This is a genomic window from Sphingomonas sp. PAMC 26617 (assembly GCF_000242835.1).
Lineage (GTDB): Bacteria > Pseudomonadota > Alphaproteobacteria > Sphingomonadales > Sphingomonadaceae > Sphingomonas.
In genome coordinates, this window is the sequence record NZ_JH594425.1 from 3,368,119 (window position 1) to 3,389,819 (window position 21,701).

A 21,701-nucleotide genomic window follows, 5' to 3' on the forward strand; every position below is an offset into this window, starting at 1 on the left:
CTCTAGCGCTTGCCGCTGCCCAGCACCTCGCCGATCCAGCGATCGTACAGATCGGGCCAAAGCGATCCGCTGTCGCCCGTCGGCAACCTCGTGGCGAAGCCATGCCCCCCGCGCAGCAGGAAGTGCGCCTCGACCGGAATGCGCGCCGCACGTGCCCCCGCAAACAGGTCCATCGCATTCATGAACGGCACGGTCGCGTCATCCTGCGCGTGGACGATGAACAGCGGCGGCGTCTCGCGCGTGATGTTGCGGTCGCAGGCGTAGCGCCGCTCCATCGCCGGGTCCGGGTTGGGGCCGAGCAGGTTGGCGCGCGAACCGCCGTGGCTTCGGCCCGGATCCATGTTGGACACGGCGTACAACAGCCCGCCGAAGTCGGGTTTCGCCGATACCGCATCGACCGCGTCGACCCGGCGATAGACCGGCGCGTCGTGCTGCGTCAGCAGCGAGGCCGCAAGATGCCCGCCCGCCGAAAAACCGAGCGCGCCGATCCGTCGCGGGTCGACCCGGAACCGCTCGGCATTCGCGCGGATCAGCCGCAGCGCGCGTTGCGCGTCCATCAACGGGGTGTTGGCGCGGTCGACCCAGCCTTCGCCGGGCAGGCGATAATTGAGCACGAACCCGGTGATCCCCCGCGCCGCCAACGCGAGCGCGACGTCGAGCCCTTCCTTGCGGATCGAGGTGAAACTGTACCCGCCGCCGGGCATGATGAGGACGGCACGGCCATCGGGGCGGCGCGGGCGGACGACACCGACGTCGGGGCGCACGACGCCGCGCATCCAGAGGTCGTGATAGTCGCCGGTGCGGCCGGTGATTTCGGGACGGAGGAGGGGTTCCGAAAGGCGCGCGCCGGGGGCGGCACCGGGCCAGAGCGCGAAATTCTCGCGTGGAGGCCAGCTCGGGGTCGACGAAGGCGCGAGCGCTCCCGGAAGAAGCGCGCTTCCGTTCCCCTGGGCCGCGGCCGCAGCAGGGGCTGCGGCCGCACCAAGAGAGAGCGCCAGGATATTGCGACGATTATGCATTCCTGGCGCTTAGCGGGTTCAGTCGAAGCTTGCACCCCAGCGACGCTTGACGCGGTCCTTCCACAGGCCACGATGATACGCATCCGACGCGAGCAGCGGCATGACCGACCCAGCTTCGGCGAACACCATCTGCTCGATACCCGTGTTGACCTTGCCCCACGACGCCGCTTCCTGCAGCGTCGAGGACGAACAGGCACCGTCGCGGACGTCGGCAACCGTGATCTGCACCGCGTACTTGTGGACCTGCACGTCGTCATGGCCGAGAATCTCGGCGCAGACGACCGTGTCCTGAATGAAGTTCTTGGGCACGCCGCCGCCGATCATGAGCAGGCCGGTGACGCCCGCCTTGATCTTGATGTCGGTCAGCTCGCGGAAATCGGCGATCGCGTCGAGCACCATGTAGGGCTTGCCCTCCTTGGCGCGATCGACCTGGTGCTTGACCAGACCGAAGCCAGCGGAGGAATCGACGAACGCCGGGCAGAAGATCGGCACGTCATGCTCGTACGCGAGCTTGACGAGGCTGTTCTCCTTCTTGCCGTTCTCGACGAGGTACTTACCCATCTCGCGGATGAACTCGCGGCTCGAATAAGGGCGCGGCTCGAGCGAGTTGGCGATCTCGAGGATCGTGTGGTCGCAATCCTGGAGCTGTTCTTCGTCGATATACGTGTCGTAGATCCGGTCGATCAGCAGCGAGCGCAGCGTGTCGTCGTCCGGCACTTCGAGCGCCTGATAATGCTTGTGGCCGAGACCCTCGAAGAAATCCATGTCGACGATCGACGCGCCGGTTGCGACGACGCCGTCGATCATGTTGTTGCGCAGCAGCTCGGCATACAGGTCCATGCAGCCGCCCGCCGAGGTCGAACCCGCGATGACGAGGAAGATCGAGCAATCCTTGTCCGCCAGCATCTGGTTGTAGATGTCGGTCGCGCGGCCGAGGTCACGGCTGGTGAAGCTCATCTTCTTCATCGCGTCGACGATCGGGCGCGCGTCGAACTTGGTGATGTCGATATGCTCGACGGTGGTCGAGAGCAGCTCGGCCTTGCGGTTGGTGTTGAGGACTTCGGTCATGGGGTGATACCCTTTTCAACAGCCGCCGTCGTTGAGGGGACGCGGAAACCCGTAGGGAGACGGTGCATCGCCGCACCGCCTCCCCGATTCGTATTGACTATGAAATGCCTGTTACAGCTTGACGACGTTCGAGGCGACGTGGGGCACGGCTTCGCCGTACAGCGAGACCATCGGTTCGTCGGAGACGATCACCGTCTCGTCGGACCCGAACCCGTTGAACGCGGTCCGCATTGCCGAGCCATAGGCGCCGAGCATCCCGATCTCGAGATAGTCGCCCGCCTGGACGTCCGCCGGCAGGTAGAACGGCCCCGCCATGTGATCCATGTCGTCGCAGGTCGGCCCGTAGAAGCTGAACGCCATCTCCTTCGAACGGCTCTCCGGCTCGCGCAGGAGCTCGACCGGGAAACGCCAGCCGATGTGTGCCGCATCGAACAACGCGCCGTAAGCCCCGTCGTTGATGTACAATTCGTCGCCACGACGCTTCTCGACGCGAACCACGATCGAGCTGTACTCCGCGCAGAGCGCACGGCCCGGTTCGGCCCACAGTTCGGCAGAATAGCTGACCGGCAGCGATTCGAACGCACGATGGATCGTCTCGAAGAAATGCTCGAGCGGGGGAGGCTCCATGCCCGGGTAGGACGAAGGAAAGCCGCCGCCGACGTCGATCACGTCGACCGTGACCGCCGCATCGACGATCGCCGCACGGACTCGTTCGATTGCGTTCGCATAGGCTTCGGGCGTCATCGCCTGGCTGCCGACATGGAAGCAGATGCCGAGCGCGTCCGCTGCCTGACGAGTACGGAACAGCAGTTCCTTGGTCTCACCGGGAGCGGCACCGAACTTCGACGCGAGGCTAAGCTTGGAATGCTCCGACGAGACGCGCAGCCGGACGCAGAGCGTCAGGTCGGTCGCCTGGTCGGTGGCTTCCATGATCTTGTCCAGCTCCTCAACCGAATCGAGCGAGAAGGTGCGGACACCATAGTCGAAATAGGCAGAGCGGATCGCTTCGGGGGCCTTGACCGGGTGCATGAAGCACAGGGTCGCGCCCGGGATCGTCGTGGCGACGAGCCGGACTTCGGCGATCGAGGCCACGTCGTAATGCGTGATCCCCGAGTCCCAAAGGATTTTGAGCAACTCAGGAGCCGGATTCGCCTTGACCGCATACATCGAGCGACCTGGGAACTTCTCGACGAAGAACCTGGCCGCACGCGCTGCCGCGTGAGGACGAACCAGCGTAACCGGCTGAACCGGCCGCTGCTGAGCGATGTCGATACCCGAAACCGAGTTCGAAAGGGTCTTCGCTAACCCCAGCGCGCGATGATGCTTGTGCAACTCAAGGGACCTCCAAGTGGCTTGCGCCGAACGGTGAAAAAAGCTGCCTTGCGGTTGGAAGTCCCATGGGGCAGCGGATGGGCGAAATAGGGTCGTGGTTTTCTAATGTAAAGCGGTTTTGGACCCTCGGAGGCAGACAGTGACAATTTTAAGACAGCCCACGCGGGCTGGGGTACGCGATGCGGCTGCCAAAGTGGCGGCTGCGGTGCCGGCAACGCCGCTTTTTACCGTTGATGTGCAAGGGGTTACAGTCGCATTCAAGGCAGAAAACCTGCAGCCGATGGGGGCGTTCAAACTGCGCGGCGCGTGGCATCGATTGACCGCGATCGAACCTGGATTGCGCGCCAAAGGCGTGGTTGCTTTCTCGTCTGGGAACCACGCGCAAGGCGTCGCGTGGGCGGCGCGGCGGCTGGGCATGCCAGCGATGATCGTGATGCCCTCCGACGCACCCAAGGCAAAGCGCGACGGCACGCTCGCGCTGGGCGCCGAAGTGGTCGACTATGACCGCGCGACCGAAAGCCGCGAGACGATCGCGGCGCGTCTGGCAGAAGCACGCGGGGCAGTGCTGGTGCCAAGCTTCGACGATCCGTGGGTGATCGAAGGGCAGGGAAGCGCTGGCGTCGAAGCGGCGGCGCAGATGGCGGTGCTCGGGCTTGGCGCGCCGAAGCATGTCGTGGTGCCCTGTGGCGGCGGCGGGCTTTCGGCGGGGATTGCCTTGGCGCTGCCGGAGGCGCGCGTCACCGTGGTCGAGCCGGAAGGTTGGGACGACATGCGGCGTTCGCTCGTGGCCGGTCGAATCGAACCGGTAGGAGACTCGCCGCCCCCGACCGCGTGCGACTCGCTTCAGACCATGCGTGTCTCGCCGCTGACGTTCGACGTGCTCTCGCGGCGCGGCGCGACCGGGGTCGCGGTGACAGAAGCCGAAATCCGGCACGCCCAGCGTTGGGCGGCGGACGGGTTGCGGCTGGTGGTCGAGCCCGGCGGTGCGGTGGCGCTTGCGGCGATCCTCGCGGGCAAGGTGGCGATGGAACCGGGGATGCTGGTGCTGCTGTCGGGAGGGAACGTGGACCGCGCGGCTTTTGCATCCGTGCTGGCGGAGGCGGTGTGAGCGGGGTCGAATCGCTCGCGCCCGCGATGGCGATGCTGGCGGCGTTTGCGTGCCTAATCGGGGGCGTGCGGCTGATCTGGCGGCGCAGCGACGTCCGCAAGGGCGTGCTGATGCTGGTGATGGCGGCGGTGCTGGTCGGGAACGTGGTTATATGGACGCTTTGACCCTGCACGGGCTGACAGGCCCGAAAACAAAGCCCGCGTCCCCGGCGAAGGCCGGGGCCCAGGAGGACAGGTTGCCGTAGAGAGCGCAGCGGCAGTCTTTCTCAGGTCGCGCTCCTGGGCCCCGGCCTTCGCCGGGGAAGCGAGAGAAGGGAAGCGTCCCCTACTTACCCCCGACTGGGCGCGTGCGGCGGCTCGATCTCCGGCGCCTCGCGCGCATCCAGCGGCCCCTCCCACTTCGCGACTACTGCGGTCGCCACGGCATTGCCGACGACGTTGGTGCCAGACCGCCCCATGTCGAGGAACTGGTCGACCGGGAGGATCAGCAGCAACCCCGCCTCGGGAATGCCGAACTGCCCCATCACCGCCGCGATCACGACGAGCGATGCACGCGGCACGCCGGCGATACCCTTCGACGTGATCATCAACACCAGCAGCATCACGATCTGCTGCCCGATCGACAAATCGACCCCGTACACCCGCGCGAGGAACAGCGTCGCGAAGGTCATGTACATCATCGACCCGTCGAGATTGAACGAATAGCCCAGCGGCAGCACGAAGCTCGCGATCTTGCGCGGTACCCCGAAGCGATCGAGCGCCTCGAGCGTGCGCGGATAGGCGGCTTCCGACGAGGCGGTCGAGAAGGCGAGCAGGATCGGCTCGCCGATATAGCGCGCCAGCGTCAGCGCGCGCGGACCGATGATCGCGAACGCCGCGCCGAACAGCAGCAACCACAACACCGCAAGCCCGATGTAGAAGCTCCCGACGAACAGCCCGAGCGTCCACAGGATACCGAGCCCGTTCACCGCGATCGTCGCAGTGATCGCGGCGAACACCGCGAAGGGGGCGACGCGCATCACGTAATCGGTGATCTGGAGCATCATCGCCGCGAGCGCCTCGGCGCCGCGGACGATCGGCGCGCCCTTCTCGCCGATCGCGGTGAGCGCGACGCCGGCAAAGATCGAGAAGATCACGATCTGGATGATCTCGTTGGTCGCCATCGCCTCGACCACCGAGGACGGCACGATGTGCGTCACGAAATTGGAGAGGTTGAACGATTTCTCATCGAGCCCGACGGTCGCATCGGGGGGCGGGAGCTTGAGCCCGAACCCGCTGCCCGGCGAGACCAGGTCGATCACGAATTCGATCCCGTGGAACAGCACGAGGCCCAGCGTCAGCGATACCAGCGATGCCGAGAGGAACCACGCCATCGTCCGCCCCCCGATCCGCCCGAGCGCCTTGATGTCGCCCATGTGCGCGATGCCCACGACCAGCGTCGAGAACACCAAAGGCGCGATAATCATCTTGATCAGCCGCAGGAAGATCGTCGTGATGATCGAAAAGTAGCTCGCGATCTCCTTCGCGCGCGCGGCCCCCGCGGCGCTGCCGTCGACGATCTGCTGGTTGATTGCCCAGCCGACGATCAGCCCGAGCACCAGGCCGATCAAAATGTACAGTGTCAGCCGCTTCGCCACGCTTCTTCCCCGTTGGTTCCGCCCGCATCAAGGGGAGAATGCGCAATCGGTCAAGCAAGACGCGCGTTGCGGGGCGGCACGCACGCTGCCAGACTGGTGCCATGAACCTGTCCCGTCGCGCTTTCGCGTCCGCCGCCCTCGCGCTTCCCGCCCTGTCCGCCAGCGGTGTCCTGCGCGCCGCAGAACCCGATCTCGTGGGGCTGCGCGACATCACCGGCGCGACCGCGCCGATCGGCCCCGAGGAACGCCGCGGGCGGCTCGCGCGCGCACAGGCATTGATGCGCGCCAACGGGATCGGCGCGGTGCTGGTCGAATCGGGATCGAGCCTGACCTATTTCACCGGCATCCGCTGGGGCCGCAGCGAACGGCTGACCGCGGCGATCCTGCCGGTCGGGGGCGATCTGTGCATCGTCACGCCGTTCTTCGAGGAACCCTCGGTCCGCCAGACGCTCGGCATCCCGGCGCAAGTCCGCGTCTGGCAGGAGGACGAAAGCCCGCACGCGTTGATCGCTGCGTTCCTCAAGGAGCGCAAGCTCGCCACCCGCCCGGTCGGGATCGAGGAGACGGTGCGCTACTTCGCGGTCGACGGGCTGGAACACGCCTTGCCCGGGGCGCGGATCGTATCGGCCAATCCGGTCGTCCGCGCGGTTCGGATGTGCAAGACCGCGCCCGAGATCGCTTTGATGCAGACCGCGACCGACGTGACGATCGCCGCCTATCGCTGGACGTGGCCGCGCGTCGAGAAAGGCATGAAGCCCGCCGATATCGCCGCACTGATGAACGCCGCGACCAAACGGCTGGGCGGCGAACCCGAATTCTCGCTGGTACTGATCGGCCCGGCGGCGGCCTTCCCGCATGGCAGCAAGGACCCGCAGGTCGTCGCCGACGGGCAGATCGTGCTGATGGACTGCGGCTGTACCGTGCAGGGCTATCAGTCGGACGTGTCGCGCACCTTCGTCTTCGGCAGCGCGAGCAAGGCGCAGCGCTTGGTTTGGGATCAGGTGCGCTCGGGCCAGGCAAAGGCGTTTTCCGCAGCGCAACTGGGGACGCCTGCGGGCAAAGTCGATGATGCGGTGCGGGGCTATTACGAATCGCTGGGGTACGGGCCGCGCTATGGCCTGCCGGGTCTGTCGCATCGCACCGGGCACGGCATCGGGCTCGACGGGCACGAACCGGTCAACCTCGTCCATGGCGAGACGACGCCGCTTGCAGAGGGCATGTGCTTCTCGGACGAACCCGGCCTGTATCTGCCGGGAAAGTTCGGCGTGCGGCTGGAGGATTGCTTCCACATGACCGCGGCCGGGCCGAAATGGTTCAGCGTGCCGCCGACGTCGCTGGATGCGCCGCTGGGGTGAGGGGCCTCCCTCTTACGCCATAAGGAAAGTCGCGCTAGCTCAACACCGGACCGAAGGCGGACCGTTCGCCGCGCCAGGTCTTATCCGCCATCGCGCGGTCGCGTTCCGACGCCGCGCCCTTGCCGAGTGCCGTGAAGATTTCCGCGCGCACCGCCAGCGTAACCGGATCGAGCGGCCGCTGCGCCAGCGCGGCATCCGCCTCGCGCAACGCATCCTGCGGACGTCCCGCTGCCAGCAACGCAGCCGCGAGGCTACGGCGCGGCGAATACCACCAGATCGGCGGATCGTTGAACTCGGCCATCGCCTTGTCCTCGTTGAACCGCGCCGCCTGCGCATAAGCGTGGATCGCGTCGTCGTAGCGGCGCTCGATCATCGCGGCGCGGCCGAGCAAAACGGCTTTCGCAATCCGCATCAAATTGGTCGCTTGCCGGGTGGAATCCTCGCGCCCGATCGGACCGGCCGAGCGCGGGATCGCCGCTGCCTCGGCGCGCACCCCGCGCGCATCGCCGAGCCGCGCAAAGGCCTCGCCGCGCGCATAATGGCGATAGGCGCGCAGATAGCCCATCTTCGCCGGAGCGTCGGGCAGCGCCAGCACCACGGCCGGATCGGCGAAACGACCGTGCGCGAAATAGGCGGTCCCGCCGACCATTTGCTCGAACGCAGAGGCATTAGGGCGCTGCGGCAACGCGCGGAGGACCGGTGCGGCGAGCGCCAACGCATTCCTGGCGTCTCCAGCGAGCAAAGCGCCGCCGACCCCAAAATGAACGTTATGCGCATGATAAGGCAGCGTGAACGCGCCATCCGGCCCGGGGGCCTTCGCCGCCTTGGCGTCCCCGATCCCGACCGCGACGGCGCGGACGTTTGCGTCGGTTGCGGCCTGGTAACGGCCGACCCAATAATAGGTGTGGCTCGGCATGTGGATAAGATGGCTCGCCGCGGGAGCGAGACCGACGAGTCGGTCTGCATAATGCTCCGCCCGCGCAGGAAAACCGGACATTTCGGTAGCATGGATATAGAAGTGGATTGCGGGCGTGAAGTCCGGATTGCGTTTGAGTACCGTCTCGAGCAGCGCAACCGCACGCGGCAACGTCTCCGTCTTGCCCTCGAGCGACGCCGGGATCATCCATGCATCCGCTGCAAGCGTTAGCAGTTCGTCGCTACCGGGATGGTCACGCGCAATCGCGTCCATCGCGCGGGCGAACGCCAGATCCCCGCCGGTCCGATAGCGCGCCGCGAGCGCTGCGAGCAGTTGGCGCTCCAGTAACGGCCCGGTTGCCGCAAGCGGGATCGCGCCGTCGACCAGCTTGCCGAGCTTGACCTGAGTCGCCGCGTCGATCGGGTAGTTGATCGTCGGTCCCTGCGACCACGCCACGCCCCAGACGCACATGCCGCATTGCGGATCGAGCCGAGCGGATTCCTTGAAGGCGGCGGTTCCGGCTTCGTGCGCGAACGCATGACTAAGCTGTAACCCATTGTCGAAGAACGCTTATGCCTTGGGCTGAGCGGTCGTGACAATCAGCGCGCCCGAGCCGAACCCGGGCATCAGCCGTGCTACACCCGGCGCGATGACGTCATCCCCGCACATCCGATGCGCCGCCGCGCCGGAGACTTGAGCTGGGATGTCCTGCGGTCCGGCGGTGCCGCCCCCGGTTGCAGGCGCCAGCAGCAGCAGGAAAGACGCGAGCACAGGCAGACGCATCGGCAAAATCGAAGCTCCTTTCGCGCAGCGTACCGCATTGCGACCAGACGAGCCACGCTGGCGATGCGCGGCATACTTGAGAACGCCGGGCGGCTCGCCTAAGCCACCGCGCATGACCAAGAGCCCGATCTCCACCAACGACATCCGTCGTAGCTTCCTCGACTATTTCGCGGCCAATGGTCACGCGAAGGTCGCCTCCGCGCCGTTGGTCCCGCAGAACGACCCGACGCTGATGTTCGTCAACGCCGGAATGGTGCCGTTCAAGAACGTCTTCACCGGGCTCGAATCGCGACCGTATGTGACCGCGACCTCGTCGCAGAAGTGCGTCCGGGCAGGCGGCAAGCACAACGACCTCGACAATGTCGGCTATACCGCGCGGCATCACACTTTCTTCGAGATGCTCGGCAATTTCTCTTTCGGCGATTATTTCAAGGAACGCGCGATCACGCTCGCGTGGAACCTGCTGACCAAGGAATGGGGAATCGACCCGAACCGCCTGACCGTCACCGTCTATCACACCGATGACGAGGCGTTCGACCTGTGGCGCAAGATCGCAGGGTTGCCTGAGGAGCGGATCATCCGCATCGCGACCAACGACAATTTCTGGTCGATGGGCGACACGGGTCCCTGCGGGCCATGCTCGGAAATCTTCTTCGACCATGGCGACCACATCTTCGGTGGCCCGCCGGGATCGCCTGACGAGGATGGCGACCGGTTCGTCGAGATCTGGAACCTCGTGTTCATGCAGTTCGACCAGTCCGCCGACGGCGAGCGCACGCCGCTCCCGCGTCCGTCGATCGACACCGGCATGGGGCTCGAGCGAGTTGCCGCGGTCCTGCAGGGCGTCCACGACAATTACGATACCGACACGTTCAAGGCGCTGATCGCCGCGTCGGCCGCGATGACGGGCACGCCCGCAACCGGCGACACGCAGGCGAGCCACCGCATCATCGCGGACCATCTGCGCTCGTCGGGCTTCCTCATCGCGGACGGCGTGCTGCCCGCTGCCGAGGGGCGCGGCTATGTGCTGCGCCGGATCATGCGGCGCGCGATGCGCCACGCGCATCTGCTCGGTGCGAAGGAGCCGTTGATGCACCGGCTGGTCCCGGCGCTCGTCGCGGAGATGGGCGCGGCGTACCCCGAGCTGGTCCGCGCGCAGGCGGCGATCGAATCGACGCTGTTGCAGGAAGAGACCCAGTTCCGCCGCACGCTCATCAACGGGCTGCGGTTGCTCGACGAGGCGACGGGCGCGATGGCAGCGGGCGCGACCTTGCCCGGCGAGACCGCGTTCAAGCTCTACGACACCTACGGCTTTCCTTATGACATGACCGAGGACGCGCTGCGGGCGCAGGGCTTCGGGATCGACCGCGCCGGCTTCGACAGCGCGATGGCCGAGCAGAAGCGCGCCGCCCGCGCCGCGTGGAAGGGCTCGGGCCAGCGCGCGTCGGATGACGTGTGGTTCGACATCGCCGAAGCGAGCGGCGGGACCGAGTTCATCGGTTACAGCGCGGTCGAGGGCGAGGGCGCGGTCGTCGCGATCGTCCGCGACGGCGCGCAGGTCGAGCGGGCCGAGGCGGGCGAGACGGTCGAGATCGTCGTCAACCAGACGCCGTTCTACGCCGAGAGCGGTGGCCAGGTCGGCGACACCGGCACGCTCACCGCGCCGGGCGTCCATGCGGTGGTCGAGGATACGCGCAAGTATCTCGGCCGCGTCTTCGCGCATGTCGCGCGGATCGGCGAAGGCGGCATCGCGCTCGGCGATGCGCTCCACCTGACCGTCGATACCGCGCGCCGCGACCAGATCCGCGCCAACCACAGCGCGACGCATTTGCTCCACGAGGCACTGCGCCAGCGGCTCGGCGCGCATGTCGCGCAGAAGGGCAGCCTCGTCGCGCCCGAACGGCTCCGGTTCGATTTCTCGCAGCCGAGCGCGATCGATCCCGCCCTCATCATGGAGGTCGAGGCCGACGTCAATGCGCAGATCCGCCGCAACGGCGCGGTCGAAACGCGGTTGATGACCCCGGACGAAGCGATTGCCGAGGGCGCGATGGCGCTATTCGGCGAGAAGTACGGCGATGAAGTCCGCGTCGTCTCGATGGGGACCGAGCATGGCAAGACCTATTCACTCGAACTGTGCGGCGGAACGCACGTCCGCGCGCTGGGCGATATCGGGCTGTTCACGGTGGTGAGCGAGGGCGCAGTGTCCTCGGGCGTCCGCCGGGTCGAGGCGCTGACGGGCGAAGCCGCACGCGACTATCTCACCACGCGCGACTCGAAGCTGCGCGAGGCGGCGGCAACGCTCAAATCGTCGCCCGACGAAGTCCCGGCGCGCGTTGCCGCTCTGGTTGAGGATCGGCGGCGGCTCGAGCGCGAGCTGGCCGATGCCAAGAAGGCGCTTGCGCTCGGTGGCGGCGCGGGGGCGGCAGCCTCTGGTCCGGAGCAGGTCGGTGGCGTCGCGTTCCTCGGGCAGGTCGTCGAAGGGCTCGACCCCAAGGGCTTGCGCGGAACGGTCGACGAGATGAAGCAGCGGCTCGGCTCGGGGATCGCGATGATCGTCGCGGTGAACGAGGGGCGCGCTTCGGTTGCGGTCGGCGTCACCGCGGATCTGGTCGCGACGAAGAGTGCGGTCGATCTGCTGCGGGTCGCGGTTGCGACGCTCGGTGGGCAGGGCGGCGGTGGTCGCCCGGACATGGCGCAGGGCGGCGGACCCGATGGCAGCGCCGGCGCGGCGGCGGTCGATGCGGTGAAGGCAGCGCTGGCGGCTGGATGAGGTTAGGCCGGTTTGCGTAGAGGCTGGTTCGCGACCCTACTGCGCTTCCCCGGCGGAGGCCGGGGCCCAGTAGTGACGGTCGAGGTAATTAGGCGCTGTCGCCAGCACTCTTCAGTTCCTCTCCTGGGTCCCGGCCTTCGCCGGGGAAGCGGAAGAGGAGATGTTATAGACGCCCGGACCTCGCCTAGGCGGCAGGCGTAGTATCCATGCCCCGCCGCCCGCGAACGCGCCTGAGCCGGGGCGCGACCGTCATCTCCGCGGCGGCCTTGATCTCCTGCCGCAGTTCATCGCGCTTCTCGTGGATCGACGCGATCACCGGGCCGACCGCGACCCCGAGATCGGTCAGCACCGCCTCCGCCAGCTGCAGCGAACTCTCGAGCGTCTCGGGCACCGCATCGGTCGCACCCGCGCGGTACAGCTCGGCGGCATGCGCCGTGTCGCGCGCGCGGGCCACGATGGCGAGGTCGGGGACCCAGTTGCGCACGCGCCGCGTCAGCGCGACGCTCAGGACCGGATCGTCCATCGTCAGGATCAACGCCTTCGCGCGTCCGAGATTGAGGCGGTCGACCAGTTCGGGCCGCACGACATCGCCGAACAGGACGACATAGCCCTCGGCATGCGCCGCGGTGACGACGTCGATATCCGCCTCGACCGCGACATAGCGCTGGTTGTGGACCGTCAGCATGTCGCACACCATTCGACCGACCCGACCGAACCCGATCACGACCGTTCCCGGGCCTTCCTCGGGGATCTCGAGCGGCGCGTCTGCACCATCCTGCAACTCGATCCGCTTCGCCCAGCGCCGCCCGAGCATCGCGAGCAACGGGGTGATGGTCAGCCCGATCGCGGTGACCGTCTGCCAGAAATTTGCGGTCGGCGCGGCGATCAGCTGTGCTTGTGCTGCTGCGCCCAATACGATCAGCGTCGTTTCGGACGGGCTACCCATCAGCACGCCGGTCTCGACCGCGACCCCGCCGGTGATCCCGGCCCAGCGCAACAGGCCGTAGGTGACGATCGCCTTGACCGCGACGACCGCCGCGATCGCGAGGGTATAGGCAGCCCAGTTCGCCGCGATCGCGCGCAGATCGACGCTCATCCCGATCGTGATGAGGAACACGCCGAGCGCGAGGCCCTTGAAGGGCGCGGTCATCACCTCGACTTCGCTGTGGTAGTCGGTCTCGGCGATCAGCACGCCCGCCAGTAGCGCGCCGACGATCGGCGACAGCCCTGCCGCGGTCGTCGCGAGGCTTGCGACGATGACCACGAGCAGCGATGCGGCGAGGAACAGTTCGGGGCTTTTGGTCCGGGCAGCCTGCGCGAACAGCTTGGGGAGGATGAAGCGACCGCCGATGAACAGCGCACCGACGGTCAGGAACGCCGCAGATCCGACCCGCGCCAGCCCGCTCCAGCCGCTGTCGGCGGCCATCGGCCCCATTGCGGCGAGCACGAAGATGATCGGGACGAGCGCCAGATCCTCGAACAGCAGCATCGCGAACGCCGTGCGCCCGACCGGACTGGTCGTTCCCGCGATCGGCAGCACCAGCGCGGTCGAGGACAGCGAGAGTGCGATGCCGAGCGCCATCGATCCGGTCCACGGGAGGGCGGTCAGCAGGTGCAGGCCGAAACCAAGGATCGCGCCCGCGGCGAGGAGCTGCGCAGCGCCCGTGCCGAAGACGAGCTGGCGCATCGACCAGAGGCGCTTCAGCGACAGTTCGAGCCCGATCGAGAACAGCAGCAACACGATGCCGAACTCGGCGAAGGGTTCGATCGAATGCGGATCGGAAATCGTGACGTAATAGAGCCAGGGGTAATCCCGGACCAGAGCGCCGAGCCCGAACGGACCGACCAGCAGGCCGACGAGGATGAAACCGATGACGGGGCTGATCTTGGCGCGCGCGAATGCTGGAATGACAAGACCGGCTGCGCCCAGAATGACGAGGGCGTCGCTGAAACCGGCGTTGCTGAGGGCTGAAGGCATCGTGGCATCTAAGCCACATTCGTTGCGCTTGTCAGCTTATGTCCGAAGATCGTCGAAAAAACGTCGGGTCGCGCCGCCCCGGAATGGCTCCGGGGCGACGCGATGCCGGGGCATCAGGCGGAAGCGCCCATCGCCTGTTCGAGGTTGAGGCGGACCTGCTCGAAGAACTGCTCGGTCGTCATCCACGGCTGATCCGGGCCGATCAGCAGCGCGAGATCCTTGGTCATGTGACCGTCCTCAACCGTCTTGACGCAAACGCGCTCGAGCGTCTCCGCGAACTGCGTTACCTCAGGCGTACCGTCGAACTTGCCGCGATACTTGAGGCCACCGGTCCAGGCGAAGATCGACGCGATCGGGTTGGTCGACGTTGCCTTGCCCTGCTCGTGCTGGCGGAAGTGGCGCGTGACGGTGCCGTGTGCGGCTTCCGCCTCGACCGTCTTGCCGTCCGGCGTCAGCAGCACCGAGGTCATCAGCCCGAGCGAGCCGAAGCCCTGCGCGACCTGGTCCGACTGGACGTCGCCGTCATAGTTCTTGCATGCCCAGACGAACTCCCCGTGCCACTTGAGCGCCGAGGCGACCATGTCGTCGATCAGGCGATGCTCGTAGACGATGCCCGCTTCCTTGAACTTGTCCTTGAATTCGCTCTCGAAAACCTCGGCGAAGAGGTCCTTGAAGCGGCCGTCATAGGCCTTCAGGATCGTGTTCTTGGTCGACAGGTACACCGGCCACTTGAGGTTCAGGCCATAGTGCATCGAGGCGCGCGCGAAATCGCGGATCGAATCGTCGAGGTTGTACATCGCGAGCGCGACGCCCGAGGTCGGGAACTGGAACACTTCCTGGTCGATGACCGTGCCGTCCTCGCCATCGAACACGAGGCGCAGCTTGCCTGGGCCGGGGACGCGGAAATCGGTCGCCTTATACTGATCGCCGAATGCATGGCGGCCGACGACGATCGGGTGGGTCCAGCCCGGGATCAGGCGGGGGACGTTCTTGATCACGATCGGCTCGCGGAAGATCGTGCCGCCGAGGATGTTGCGGATCGTGCCGTTGGGCGACTTCCACATCTTCTTCAGGCCGAATTCGGTAACGCGTTGCTCGTCCGGGGTGATCGTCGCGCACTTCACGCCGACGCCGTACTTCTGGATCGCCTTGGCGCTGTCGACGGTGATCTTGTCGTCGGTGCCGTCGCGGCTCATCATGCCGAGGTCGTAATATTCCAGATCGATATCGAGATAGGGGAGGATCAGCCGCTCGCGGATCCACTGCCAGATGATCCGGGTCATCTCATCGCCGTCGATCTCGACAACGGGCGTCTTTACCTTGATCTTCGCCATCACGCACTTTCCTGTGGGGGTTTTGGGGTAGCGTCTAGGAGCATGCGCGTAATCGATCAACCCGGCGCTTCGCGCGGCGGGGCGGGGGGTAGGGCATTGACGATTGTGGCAAACCGGCCGGTCGGTTAGGGTTGGCCCATGATACCACCGCCTTATGCGCCGCCTTCGCCCGAAACCGCCAAATGGCGTGTTCCCGATCTTCACCCAGAGGGGCGCAAATACGTCATCATCGCGGGTGCCGTCTCGCTCGTCGCGCTGATTTGGCTCGGCTGGTTCGTCGCGTGGCCGCTGCTCGGGCTGACCTTGTGGGTCGCGCTGTTCTTCCGCGATCCGGTCCGCGTCACGCCATCGGGCGACGGATTGATCGTGTCCCCCGCCGACGGGCTCGTCTCGCGGATCGAGCGCGTGCCGGTGCCGCGTGAGCTCGCCGGGCCGAACGGACTGGGCGAGGCACCGTTGATCCGCGTTTCGGTGTTCATGTCGGTGTTCGACGTCCACATCAACCGCACGCCGATTGCGGGGACGATCAAGCAGGTCGTCTATATCTCGGGCAAGTTCGTGAATGCCGAGCTCGACAAGGCGAGCGAGGACAATGAGCGGCAGCATCTCGTGGTCGAGGGCCGCGACGGGCGTCGGATCGGCTTCACGCAGATCGCCGGCCTGCTCGCGCGCCGGATCGTGCCGTTCGTCAAGCCGGGCGACATGGTCGCCGCGGGGCAGCGGATCGGGCTAATCCGGTTCGGCAGCCGCGTTGACGTCTACCTGCCCGACGACTGCGCGTGCCAAGTGGTGCTCGGGCAGCGCAGCGTGGCCGGGGAGACGGTCCTTGGTCGTGTCGGCGGGGCCGTTGCTACCGGGATCGCGCAGTGATCGGTTCGGAAACGCGGGCATGAGGCGCCCCGAGCGCCGCGCCACGACGCGTGGTCTTCCGTTACGGGCAGTCGCGCCCAATGCGGTGACTGCGCTCGCCTTGTGTTCCGGGTTGACCGGCATCCGCTTCGCGATCGCTGGTCAGTGGGAAACCGCCGTCCTGATGGTGATGATCGCAAGCGTGCTCGACGGGATCGATGGACGGATCGCCCGGATGGTGCGCGGCGAAAGCCGGTTTGGAGCGGAGCTCGACTCCCTCTCCGACGCGATTTCGTTCGGCGTGTCCCCAGCGCTGATCCTGTATCTCTGGTCGCTCAAGGATCTTCCGCGGCTCGGCTGGCTTTGCGCGCTGGTGTTCGCGGTGTTCTGTGCGCTCCGGCTCGCCCGATTCAATGCGGCGATCGACGTTGTCGAACAGCCCCACAAATCCGCAGGCTTCCTGACGGGTGCGCCGTCTCCGGTCGGGGCAGGGCTGGCGATGTTGCCGCTCTACCTGTGGTTCTGGACGGGGCTGGAGTTCTGGCGGTCGCCCCTGCTCGTCGCGCCGTGGGTCGCGGCGATGGCAGTGCTGATGATCTCGAGCGTCGCGACGTTCAGCTGGTCATCGCTGCGGCTGCGGACGCATATCCGGTTCGAGGCGATCGCGGTCGTCGTCCTGCTGGGCGCGGCCCTGATTTCCGCGCCCTGGCATACGCTGACGTTCCTGTGCATCGCCTACCTAGGCACGCTACCGTTCAGCATAGCGGCCTATGGCAAAGTCAAGCGGCTGCGCGCAACGCCTGGCGGGGCACTGCGGTCACCGGCACCAGCCGCGCCCGAGCCCGAACCCGAGCTTCGCTGACGGTAAGCATCGGGCGTGCGCCGGTTACAGGCTCGACGCCATCGCGAAGCAGAGAGACGATCCGCGGCATTGCCGGAGCCAGCGTTTGCCAGAATACGGTCGCGCTGGCAGCGAATGCGCTTGCGAAGACCAGAAAGCCCGTCACCATCATCATCGCCTGAATTCCTCTGTCTCGACGCGAAAGGTTGCAGGGCTAACCCACAGGCGTGGGCAACGTTCCCTGTTCTGTACGTGAACATGTTATGTTCCATGTTCGTTCCGCTCGTCAAGCGGTTTCGCTGTCTTGCCTTTGTGTCCCGGATTGCGTAAAGGGCGCGCCTTCACACCGCATGGGAAGCACACATCACCGGTGTCGTGCAGGGGTTTGACCCCGAATCGATTACTCGCTTCCCAGAGGATCAACCGGAAAGGAATTATCTATGGCGGCACCTGTCGTTTCCATGCAGCAGTTGCTCGAGACGGGCGCACACTTCGGCCACCAGACGCATCGCTGGAACCCGAAGATGAAGCCTTACATTTTCGGCGACCGTAACGGCGTCCATATCCTCGATCTCTCGCAGACCGTTCCGCTCTTCGCCCGCGCGCTCGAGTTCGTCTCGGCGTCGACCGCGGCAGGCGGCAAGGTTCTGTTCGTTGGCACCAAGCGCCAGGCGCAGGAGCCGGTCGCGGACGCAGCGCGCCGTTCGGGCCAGCACTTCGTCAACCATCGCTGGCTGGGCGGCATGCTCACCAACTGGAAGACCATTTCCAACTCGATCAAGCGCATGAAGACGCTCGAAGAGCAGCTGTCGGGCGACACCGTCGGCCTGACCAAGAAGGAAGTGCTCCAGCTGACCCGCGAGAAGGACAAGCTCGAGCTGTCGCTCGGCGGCATCCGCGACATGGGTGGCATTCCGGACGTGATGTTCGTGATCGACGCGAACAAGGAAGAGCTGGCGATCAAGGAAGCCAACACGCTGGGTATTCCGGTCGTCGCGATCCTCGATTCGAACGTCTCGCCGGACGGCATCGCCTTCCCGGTTCCCGCGAACGACGACGCAAGCCGGGCGATCCGCCTGTATTGCGAAGCGATCGCGATCGCCGCGACCCGCGGTGGCAACGAGCAGCTTGCGCGCCGCCAGGACATCGGTTCGATGGAAGCACCGCCCGCCGAGGAAGCGCTGCTCGAGACCGCGCCTGCTGAAGCCGGCGCCGAGCCGACCGCAGCCAGCGACGTAGCGCTGCAGGCCGAAATGGTCGCAGAGGCCGAGCGCCAGATCGACGCATAAGCGTCGCAGAACTGACATAGGGACGGGGTAGGGCATCGCTCTGCCCCGTCCAAAACCGCATCTGACACACAAGAGGATAAGTGACATGGCCGACATTACTGCCGCTGCGGTGAAGGACCTGCGCGAGAAGAGCGGCGCGGGCATGATGGATTGCAAGAAGGCGCTGACCGAAGCTGCCGGCGACATGACCGTTGCGATGGATTGGCTGCGCGCCAAGGGCCTCGCGGCTGCCGCCAAGAAGTCCAGCCGCACCGCGGCCGAGGGCCTGATCGGCGTCGAAGTCGACGGCACGATCGGTGCAGCGGTCGAAGTCAACTCCGAGACCGATTTCGTCGCGAAGAACGAGCAGTTCCAGACCTTCGTCCGTGACGTGACCGCGGTCGCGCTCCGGCTCGGGGACGACATCGACGTCATCAAGGCAGCGTCGCTCGGCGAGAAGACCGTCGAGGAAACACTCACCAACAACATCGCGACGATCGGCGAGAACCAGAACATCCGTCGCGCAAAGCGTCTGGAAGTGACCCAGGGTGCGGTCATTCCGTACATCCATAACCAGGCGGCCCAGGGCCTCGGCAAGATCGGCGTGCTCGTCGCGCTCGAGAGCGATGCCGGTGCAGACGTGCTCGAGCCGCTCGGCAGGCAGATCGCGATGCACATCGCGGCCGCTTTCCCGCTCGCGCTCAACGAAGACGGCCTCGACCCCGAGATCGTCGCGCGCGAGCGTGCGATCGCGACCGAAAAGGCTGCCGAGAGCGGCAAGCCCGCCGACATCATCGCCAAGATGGTCGACGGCGCGATTGCCAAGTACCGCAAGGAAAACGCGCTCGTCAGCCAGCTGTTCGTGATGGACGGCAAGACCAAGATCTCGGACGTCGTTGCCAATGCCGCCAAGGCAGCGGGCAAGTCGATCGCGCTCAAGGACTATGTCCGCTTCCAGCTCGGCGAAGGCATCGAGAAGGAAGCGACCGATTTCGCGGCGGAAGTCGCTGCGGCATCGGGCGTTCCCCAGCAGACCGCCTAAGCGTATCGCTCGACACCCGGTGGCCTGAGACGGCTGCCGGGTGTTGGACGTTGGTATGGGTACCATGGGCCCATACCCATCCGTTCGTTTCGAGCGAAGTCGAGAAACCCCGCGCTGTGCCAGGTTTCTCGACTTCGCTCGAAACGAACGGGAGGGGGCGTTGATGGGACGTACCCGCCCGTCGGCTGGTGCCGACGACGACCCGCCGCAATCTCGCGACGGTTTCCGGTCCGCACCGGACGATCGACGCACCTGTACAGTTTCCGCGCTTCCAATCGCTTCGCGCCCCCGATAAGGTCCGCGCGCCCCGTCTTCTTGCCGTTCGGATTGTCGTGCCAAACCCAAATTTCAAACGTATCCTGTTGAAACTGTCGGGCGAGGTCCTGATGGGGCCCGAAGGCCTCGCGATCGATCCATCGGTAACCGCTCGGGTTGCGGGCGAGATTGCGGATGCGCGTTCCAAGGGGTTCGAAGTCTGCGTCGTCGTCGGCGGCGGCAACATCTTCCGCGGCCTCGCCGCAGCCGCCAAGGGGTTCGAGCGCGCGACTGCCGATTACATGGGCATGCTCGCGACCGTGATGAACGCGCTCGCGGTGCAGAATGCGCTCGAGCAGATCGGCGTCGATACGCGCGTCCAGTCCGCGATCCCGATGGCGAGCGTGTGCGAACCGTTCATCCGTCGCCGCGCCGAGCGCCATCTCGAAAAAGGCCGCGTCGTTATTTTCGCGGCGGGCGTCGGCAGCCCCTATTTCACCACTGACAGCGGTGCCGCGCTGCGCGCCGCCGAAATGAAGTGCGATGCGCTGTTCAAGGGCACTTCGGTCGACGGCGTCTATGATGCCGACCCGAAGCTCGTCCCGACCGCCAAGCGCTACGACACGATCAGTTATGGCACCGTGCTCGCCAAGGACCTCAAGGTCATGGACGCGAGCGCGATCGCCTTGTGCCGAGACAACAATATCCCGATCGTCGTCTTTAACATCCGCGAGCCCGGCAATCTTGCCGCGGTGCTGCGGGGTGAAGGCGTTTCCACGATCGTCCAGGCAGAGACAGGAGCATAATCATGGCAGCCTATGACAAGGCCGATCTCGAGCGGCGCATGGCCGGCAGCATCGAATCGTTGAAGGGCGACCTCAGTGGCCTCCGCACGGGGCGGGCCTCGACGTCGCTGCTCGATCCGGTGACGGTCGAGGTCTATGGCGCGCAGATGCCTCTCAACCAGGTCGCGACCGTCTCGGTGCCCGAACCGCGGATGATCTCGGTCCAGGTGTGGGACAAGATGAACGTCGGTCCGTGCGACAAGGCGATCCGCTCGGCCGGGCTCGGGCTTAACCCGATCGTCGATGGCACCACGCTGCGCCTGCCGATTCCGGATCTGACCGAGGAGCGCCGCAAGGAACTCGCCAAGCTTGCCGGCAAGTACGCCGAGGATGCGCGGATCGCCGCACGGAACGTCCGTCGGGATGGCATGGACAGCCTCAAGACCGACGAGAAGAAGGGCGTGTACAGCGAGGACGAGCGCAAGAAGCTCGAAACCGAAGTGCAGAAGCTGACGGACAAGACGATCGGCGAGATCGACGCAGCCGCGACCGCCAAGGAAAAGGAAATCCTGGGGAAGTGAGGCCGTTTGCCGCCCCGGCTGCCGATCGGGCGACGACATTGGAATCGGGGGCGCCGGATTCCGGCGTTGCCGTCCTCCCGCGTCACGTCGCGATCATCATGGACGGCAACGGTCGTTGGGCGAAGAAGCGGCACTTGCCGCGGCTTGCCGGTCATCGTCAGGGCGTCGAGGCAGTCCGCAGGGTTTCGCGCGCCGCGCGCGTGCTCGGAATCGAGGCGCTGACGCTTTACGCCTTTTCGAGCGAGAACTGGCGTCGTCCGGAAGAAGAGGTCAGCGACCTCATGGGATTGCTGCGGCTGTTCATCCGTAGCGACCTCGACGAGATGGTGCGCGAGAATGTCCGGTTGCGGATCATCGGCGATTATCGTCGGTTCAGTGCCGATCTCGTGCAGCTGATCGACGACGCGGTCGGTCGCACCGCGTCCAATACCGGGCCGATCCTCGCGATCGCGCTCAATTACGGGGCGCAGGCCGAAATCGCCTCGGTCGCGCGACGGCTCGCCGAAAGCGCGCGTGACGGCGTGCTCGATCCCGCGACGATCGACGAGGCGATGTTCGAACAGGAGCTCGAGACGCGCGACCTTCCGCCGCTCGATCTTCTCATCCGGACCTCGGGCGAAGTTCGCCTCTCCAATTTCCTGCTGTGGCAGGCGGCCTATGCCGAGTTGCTGTTCGTCGACACGCTGTGGCCCGAGTTCGACGGGGACACGCTCACGCGCGCCATTGCCGCGTTCGGGCAGCGACAGCGGCGGTTCGGGGGCCTGTGAAGCGGGGTCTGTCG

19 protein-coding genes are annotated in these 21,701 nt (G+C 66.0%); 11 read left to right on the forward strand and 8 right to left on the reverse strand.

The genetic code is table 11. The features are described 5' to 3' along the window. Window positions 1–2: 2 nt before the first annotated feature. From RH91_RS14800 to RH91_RS14810, 3 genes are all read right to left on the reverse strand, one after another. Window positions 3–1,019 carry an alpha/beta hydrolase gene (locus RH91_RS14800; protein ID WP_010163670.1) on the reverse strand — a complete coding sequence of 339 codons (1,017 nt, stop codon included), beginning with the start codon at window positions 1,017–1,019 and terminating at the stop codon, window positions 3–5. Window positions 1,020–1,037: 18 nt separating this feature from the next. After that, window positions 1,038–2,087 (reverse strand): 1,9-bis(guanidino)-5-aza-nonane synthase, encoded by a 1,050-nt coding sequence (locus RH91_RS14805; protein ID WP_010163671.1) that lies wholly within the window; start codon window positions 2,085–2,087, stop codon window positions 1,038–1,040. A gap of 111 nt (window positions 2,088–2,198) precedes the next feature. Further along, window positions 2,199–3,419: a type III PLP-dependent enzyme gene (locus RH91_RS14810; RefSeq protein WP_029623901.1), complete on the reverse strand. Its 1,221-nt coding sequence runs from the start codon at window positions 3,417–3,419 to the stop codon at window positions 2,199–2,201. 193 nt (window positions 3,420–3,612) lie between these two features. Between RH91_RS14810 and RH91_RS14815 the strand changes: the two genes are divergently transcribed. Together RH91_RS14815 and RH91_RS22530 are read left to right on the forward strand one after the other, a co-directional pair. Further along, window positions 3,613–4,527, forward strand: a complete 915-nt coding sequence (locus RH91_RS14815) for a threonine ammonia-lyase (RefSeq protein WP_081469554.1) — start codon at window positions 3,613–3,615, stop codon at window positions 4,525–4,527. Then, on the forward strand, window positions 4,524–4,691 hold the full coding sequence (locus RH91_RS22530; RefSeq protein ID WP_029623904.1) for a hypothetical protein: 168 nt from the start codon (window positions 4,524–4,526) through the stop codon (window positions 4,689–4,691). The genes RH91_RS14815 and RH91_RS22530 overlap by 4 nt, the downstream gene beginning before the upstream one ends. A 164-nt stretch (window positions 4,692–4,855) precedes the next feature. Here the strand turns inward: RH91_RS22530 and RH91_RS14825 are convergent, their stop codons facing one another. Continuing rightward, entirely contained in the window at window positions 4,856–6,163 is a 1,308-nt protein-coding gene (locus RH91_RS14825) for a dicarboxylate/amino acid:cation symporter (RefSeq protein WP_010163676.1), read from the reverse strand. Between the two features lie 101 nt (window positions 6,164–6,264). Here RH91_RS14825 and RH91_RS14830 point away from each other — a divergent pair, with 101 nt between their 5' ends. Next, complete coding sequence (locus RH91_RS14830) at window positions 6,265–7,518, forward strand: M24 family metallopeptidase (RefSeq protein ID WP_010163677.1); 1,254 nt, start codon at window positions 6,265–6,267, stop codon at window positions 7,516–7,518. A 34-nt stretch (window positions 7,519–7,552) separates the two neighbouring features. Here RH91_RS14830 and RH91_RS14835 read toward each other — a convergent pair whose 3' ends face one another. Continuing rightward, window positions 7,553–8,890, reverse strand: coding sequence for a hypothetical protein (locus RH91_RS14835; protein ID WP_232283522.1), 1,338 nt, complete (start codon window positions 8,888–8,890; stop codon window positions 7,553–7,555). 114 nt (window positions 8,891–9,004) lie between these two features. Continuing rightward, a complete protein-coding gene (locus RH91_RS23210; protein WP_010163679.1) occupies window positions 9,005–9,217 on the reverse strand; it encodes a hypothetical protein in 213 nt (70 codons plus the stop codon). A 112-nt stretch (window positions 9,218–9,329) separates the two neighbouring features. Here RH91_RS23210 and alaS point away from each other — a divergent pair, with 112 nt between their 5' ends. Next, window positions 9,330–11,987, forward strand: a complete 2,658-nt coding sequence (alaS, locus tag RH91_RS14840; RefSeq protein WP_010163680.1) for an alanine--tRNA ligase — start codon at window positions 9,330–9,332, stop codon at window positions 11,985–11,987. Between the two features lie 184 nt (window positions 11,988–12,171). On the opposite strand, the gene RH91_RS14845 is transcribed toward alaS, so the two are convergent. Together RH91_RS14845 and RH91_RS14850 are read right to left on the reverse strand one after the other, a co-directional pair. Beyond that, window positions 12,172–13,965 carry a cation:proton antiporter domain-containing protein gene (locus RH91_RS14845; protein ID WP_010163681.1) on the reverse strand — a complete coding sequence of 598 codons (1,794 nt, stop codon included), beginning with the start codon at window positions 13,963–13,965 and terminating at the stop codon, window positions 12,172–12,174. Window positions 13,966–14,078: 113 nt separating this feature from the next. After that, window positions 14,079–15,299 (reverse strand): NADP-dependent isocitrate dehydrogenase, encoded by a 1,221-nt coding sequence (locus RH91_RS14850; RefSeq protein WP_010163683.1) that lies wholly within the window; start codon window positions 15,297–15,299, stop codon window positions 14,079–14,081. 138 nt (window positions 15,300–15,437) lie between these two features. On the opposite strand from RH91_RS14850, the gene RH91_RS14855 reads away from it, so the two are divergent. The 7 genes from RH91_RS14855 to RH91_RS14885 all read left to right on the forward strand — a co-directional run bounded on the left by RH91_RS14855 (window position 15,438) and on the right by RH91_RS14885 (window position 21,687). Then, window positions 15,438–16,169 carry a phosphatidylserine decarboxylase gene (locus RH91_RS14855; protein WP_010163685.1) on the forward strand — a complete coding sequence of 244 codons (732 nt, stop codon included), beginning with the start codon at window positions 15,438–15,440 and terminating at the stop codon, window positions 16,167–16,169. 19 nt (window positions 16,170–16,188) lie between these two features. Beyond that, complete coding sequence (locus RH91_RS14860; protein WP_029623906.1) at window positions 16,189–17,010, forward strand: CDP-alcohol phosphatidyltransferase family protein; 822 nt, start codon at window positions 16,189–16,191, stop codon at window positions 17,008–17,010. A 419-nt stretch (window positions 17,011–17,429) separates the two neighbouring features. Then, the gene (rpsB, locus tag RH91_RS14865) at window positions 17,430–18,278 is read left to right on the forward strand and encodes a 30S ribosomal protein S2 (RefSeq protein ID WP_010216841.1); all 849 of its coding nucleotides are present in this window, start codon (window positions 17,430–17,432) and stop codon (window positions 18,276–18,278) included. An 85-nt stretch (window positions 18,279–18,363) separates the two neighbouring features. Beyond that, window positions 18,364–19,299, forward strand: coding sequence for a translation elongation factor Ts (tsf, locus tag RH91_RS14870; RefSeq protein WP_010163689.1), 936 nt, complete (start codon window positions 18,364–18,366; stop codon window positions 19,297–19,299). Between the two features lie 332 nt (window positions 19,300–19,631). After that, window positions 19,632–20,360: a UMP kinase gene (gene pyrH / locus RH91_RS14875; protein ID WP_029623908.1), complete on the forward strand. Its 729-nt coding sequence runs from the start codon at window positions 19,632–19,634 to the stop codon at window positions 20,358–20,360. 2 nt (window positions 20,361–20,362) lie between these two features. Next, window positions 20,363–20,920, forward strand: a complete 558-nt coding sequence (frr, locus tag RH91_RS14880; RefSeq protein WP_010163691.1) for a ribosome recycling factor — start codon at window positions 20,363–20,365, stop codon at window positions 20,918–20,920. 38 nt (window positions 20,921–20,958) lie between these two features. Continuing rightward, window positions 20,959–21,687: an isoprenyl transferase gene (locus RH91_RS14885; protein ID WP_010163692.1), complete on the forward strand. Its 729-nt coding sequence runs from the start codon at window positions 20,959–20,961 to the stop codon at window positions 21,685–21,687. Window positions 21,688–21,701 lie beyond the last annotated feature (14 nt).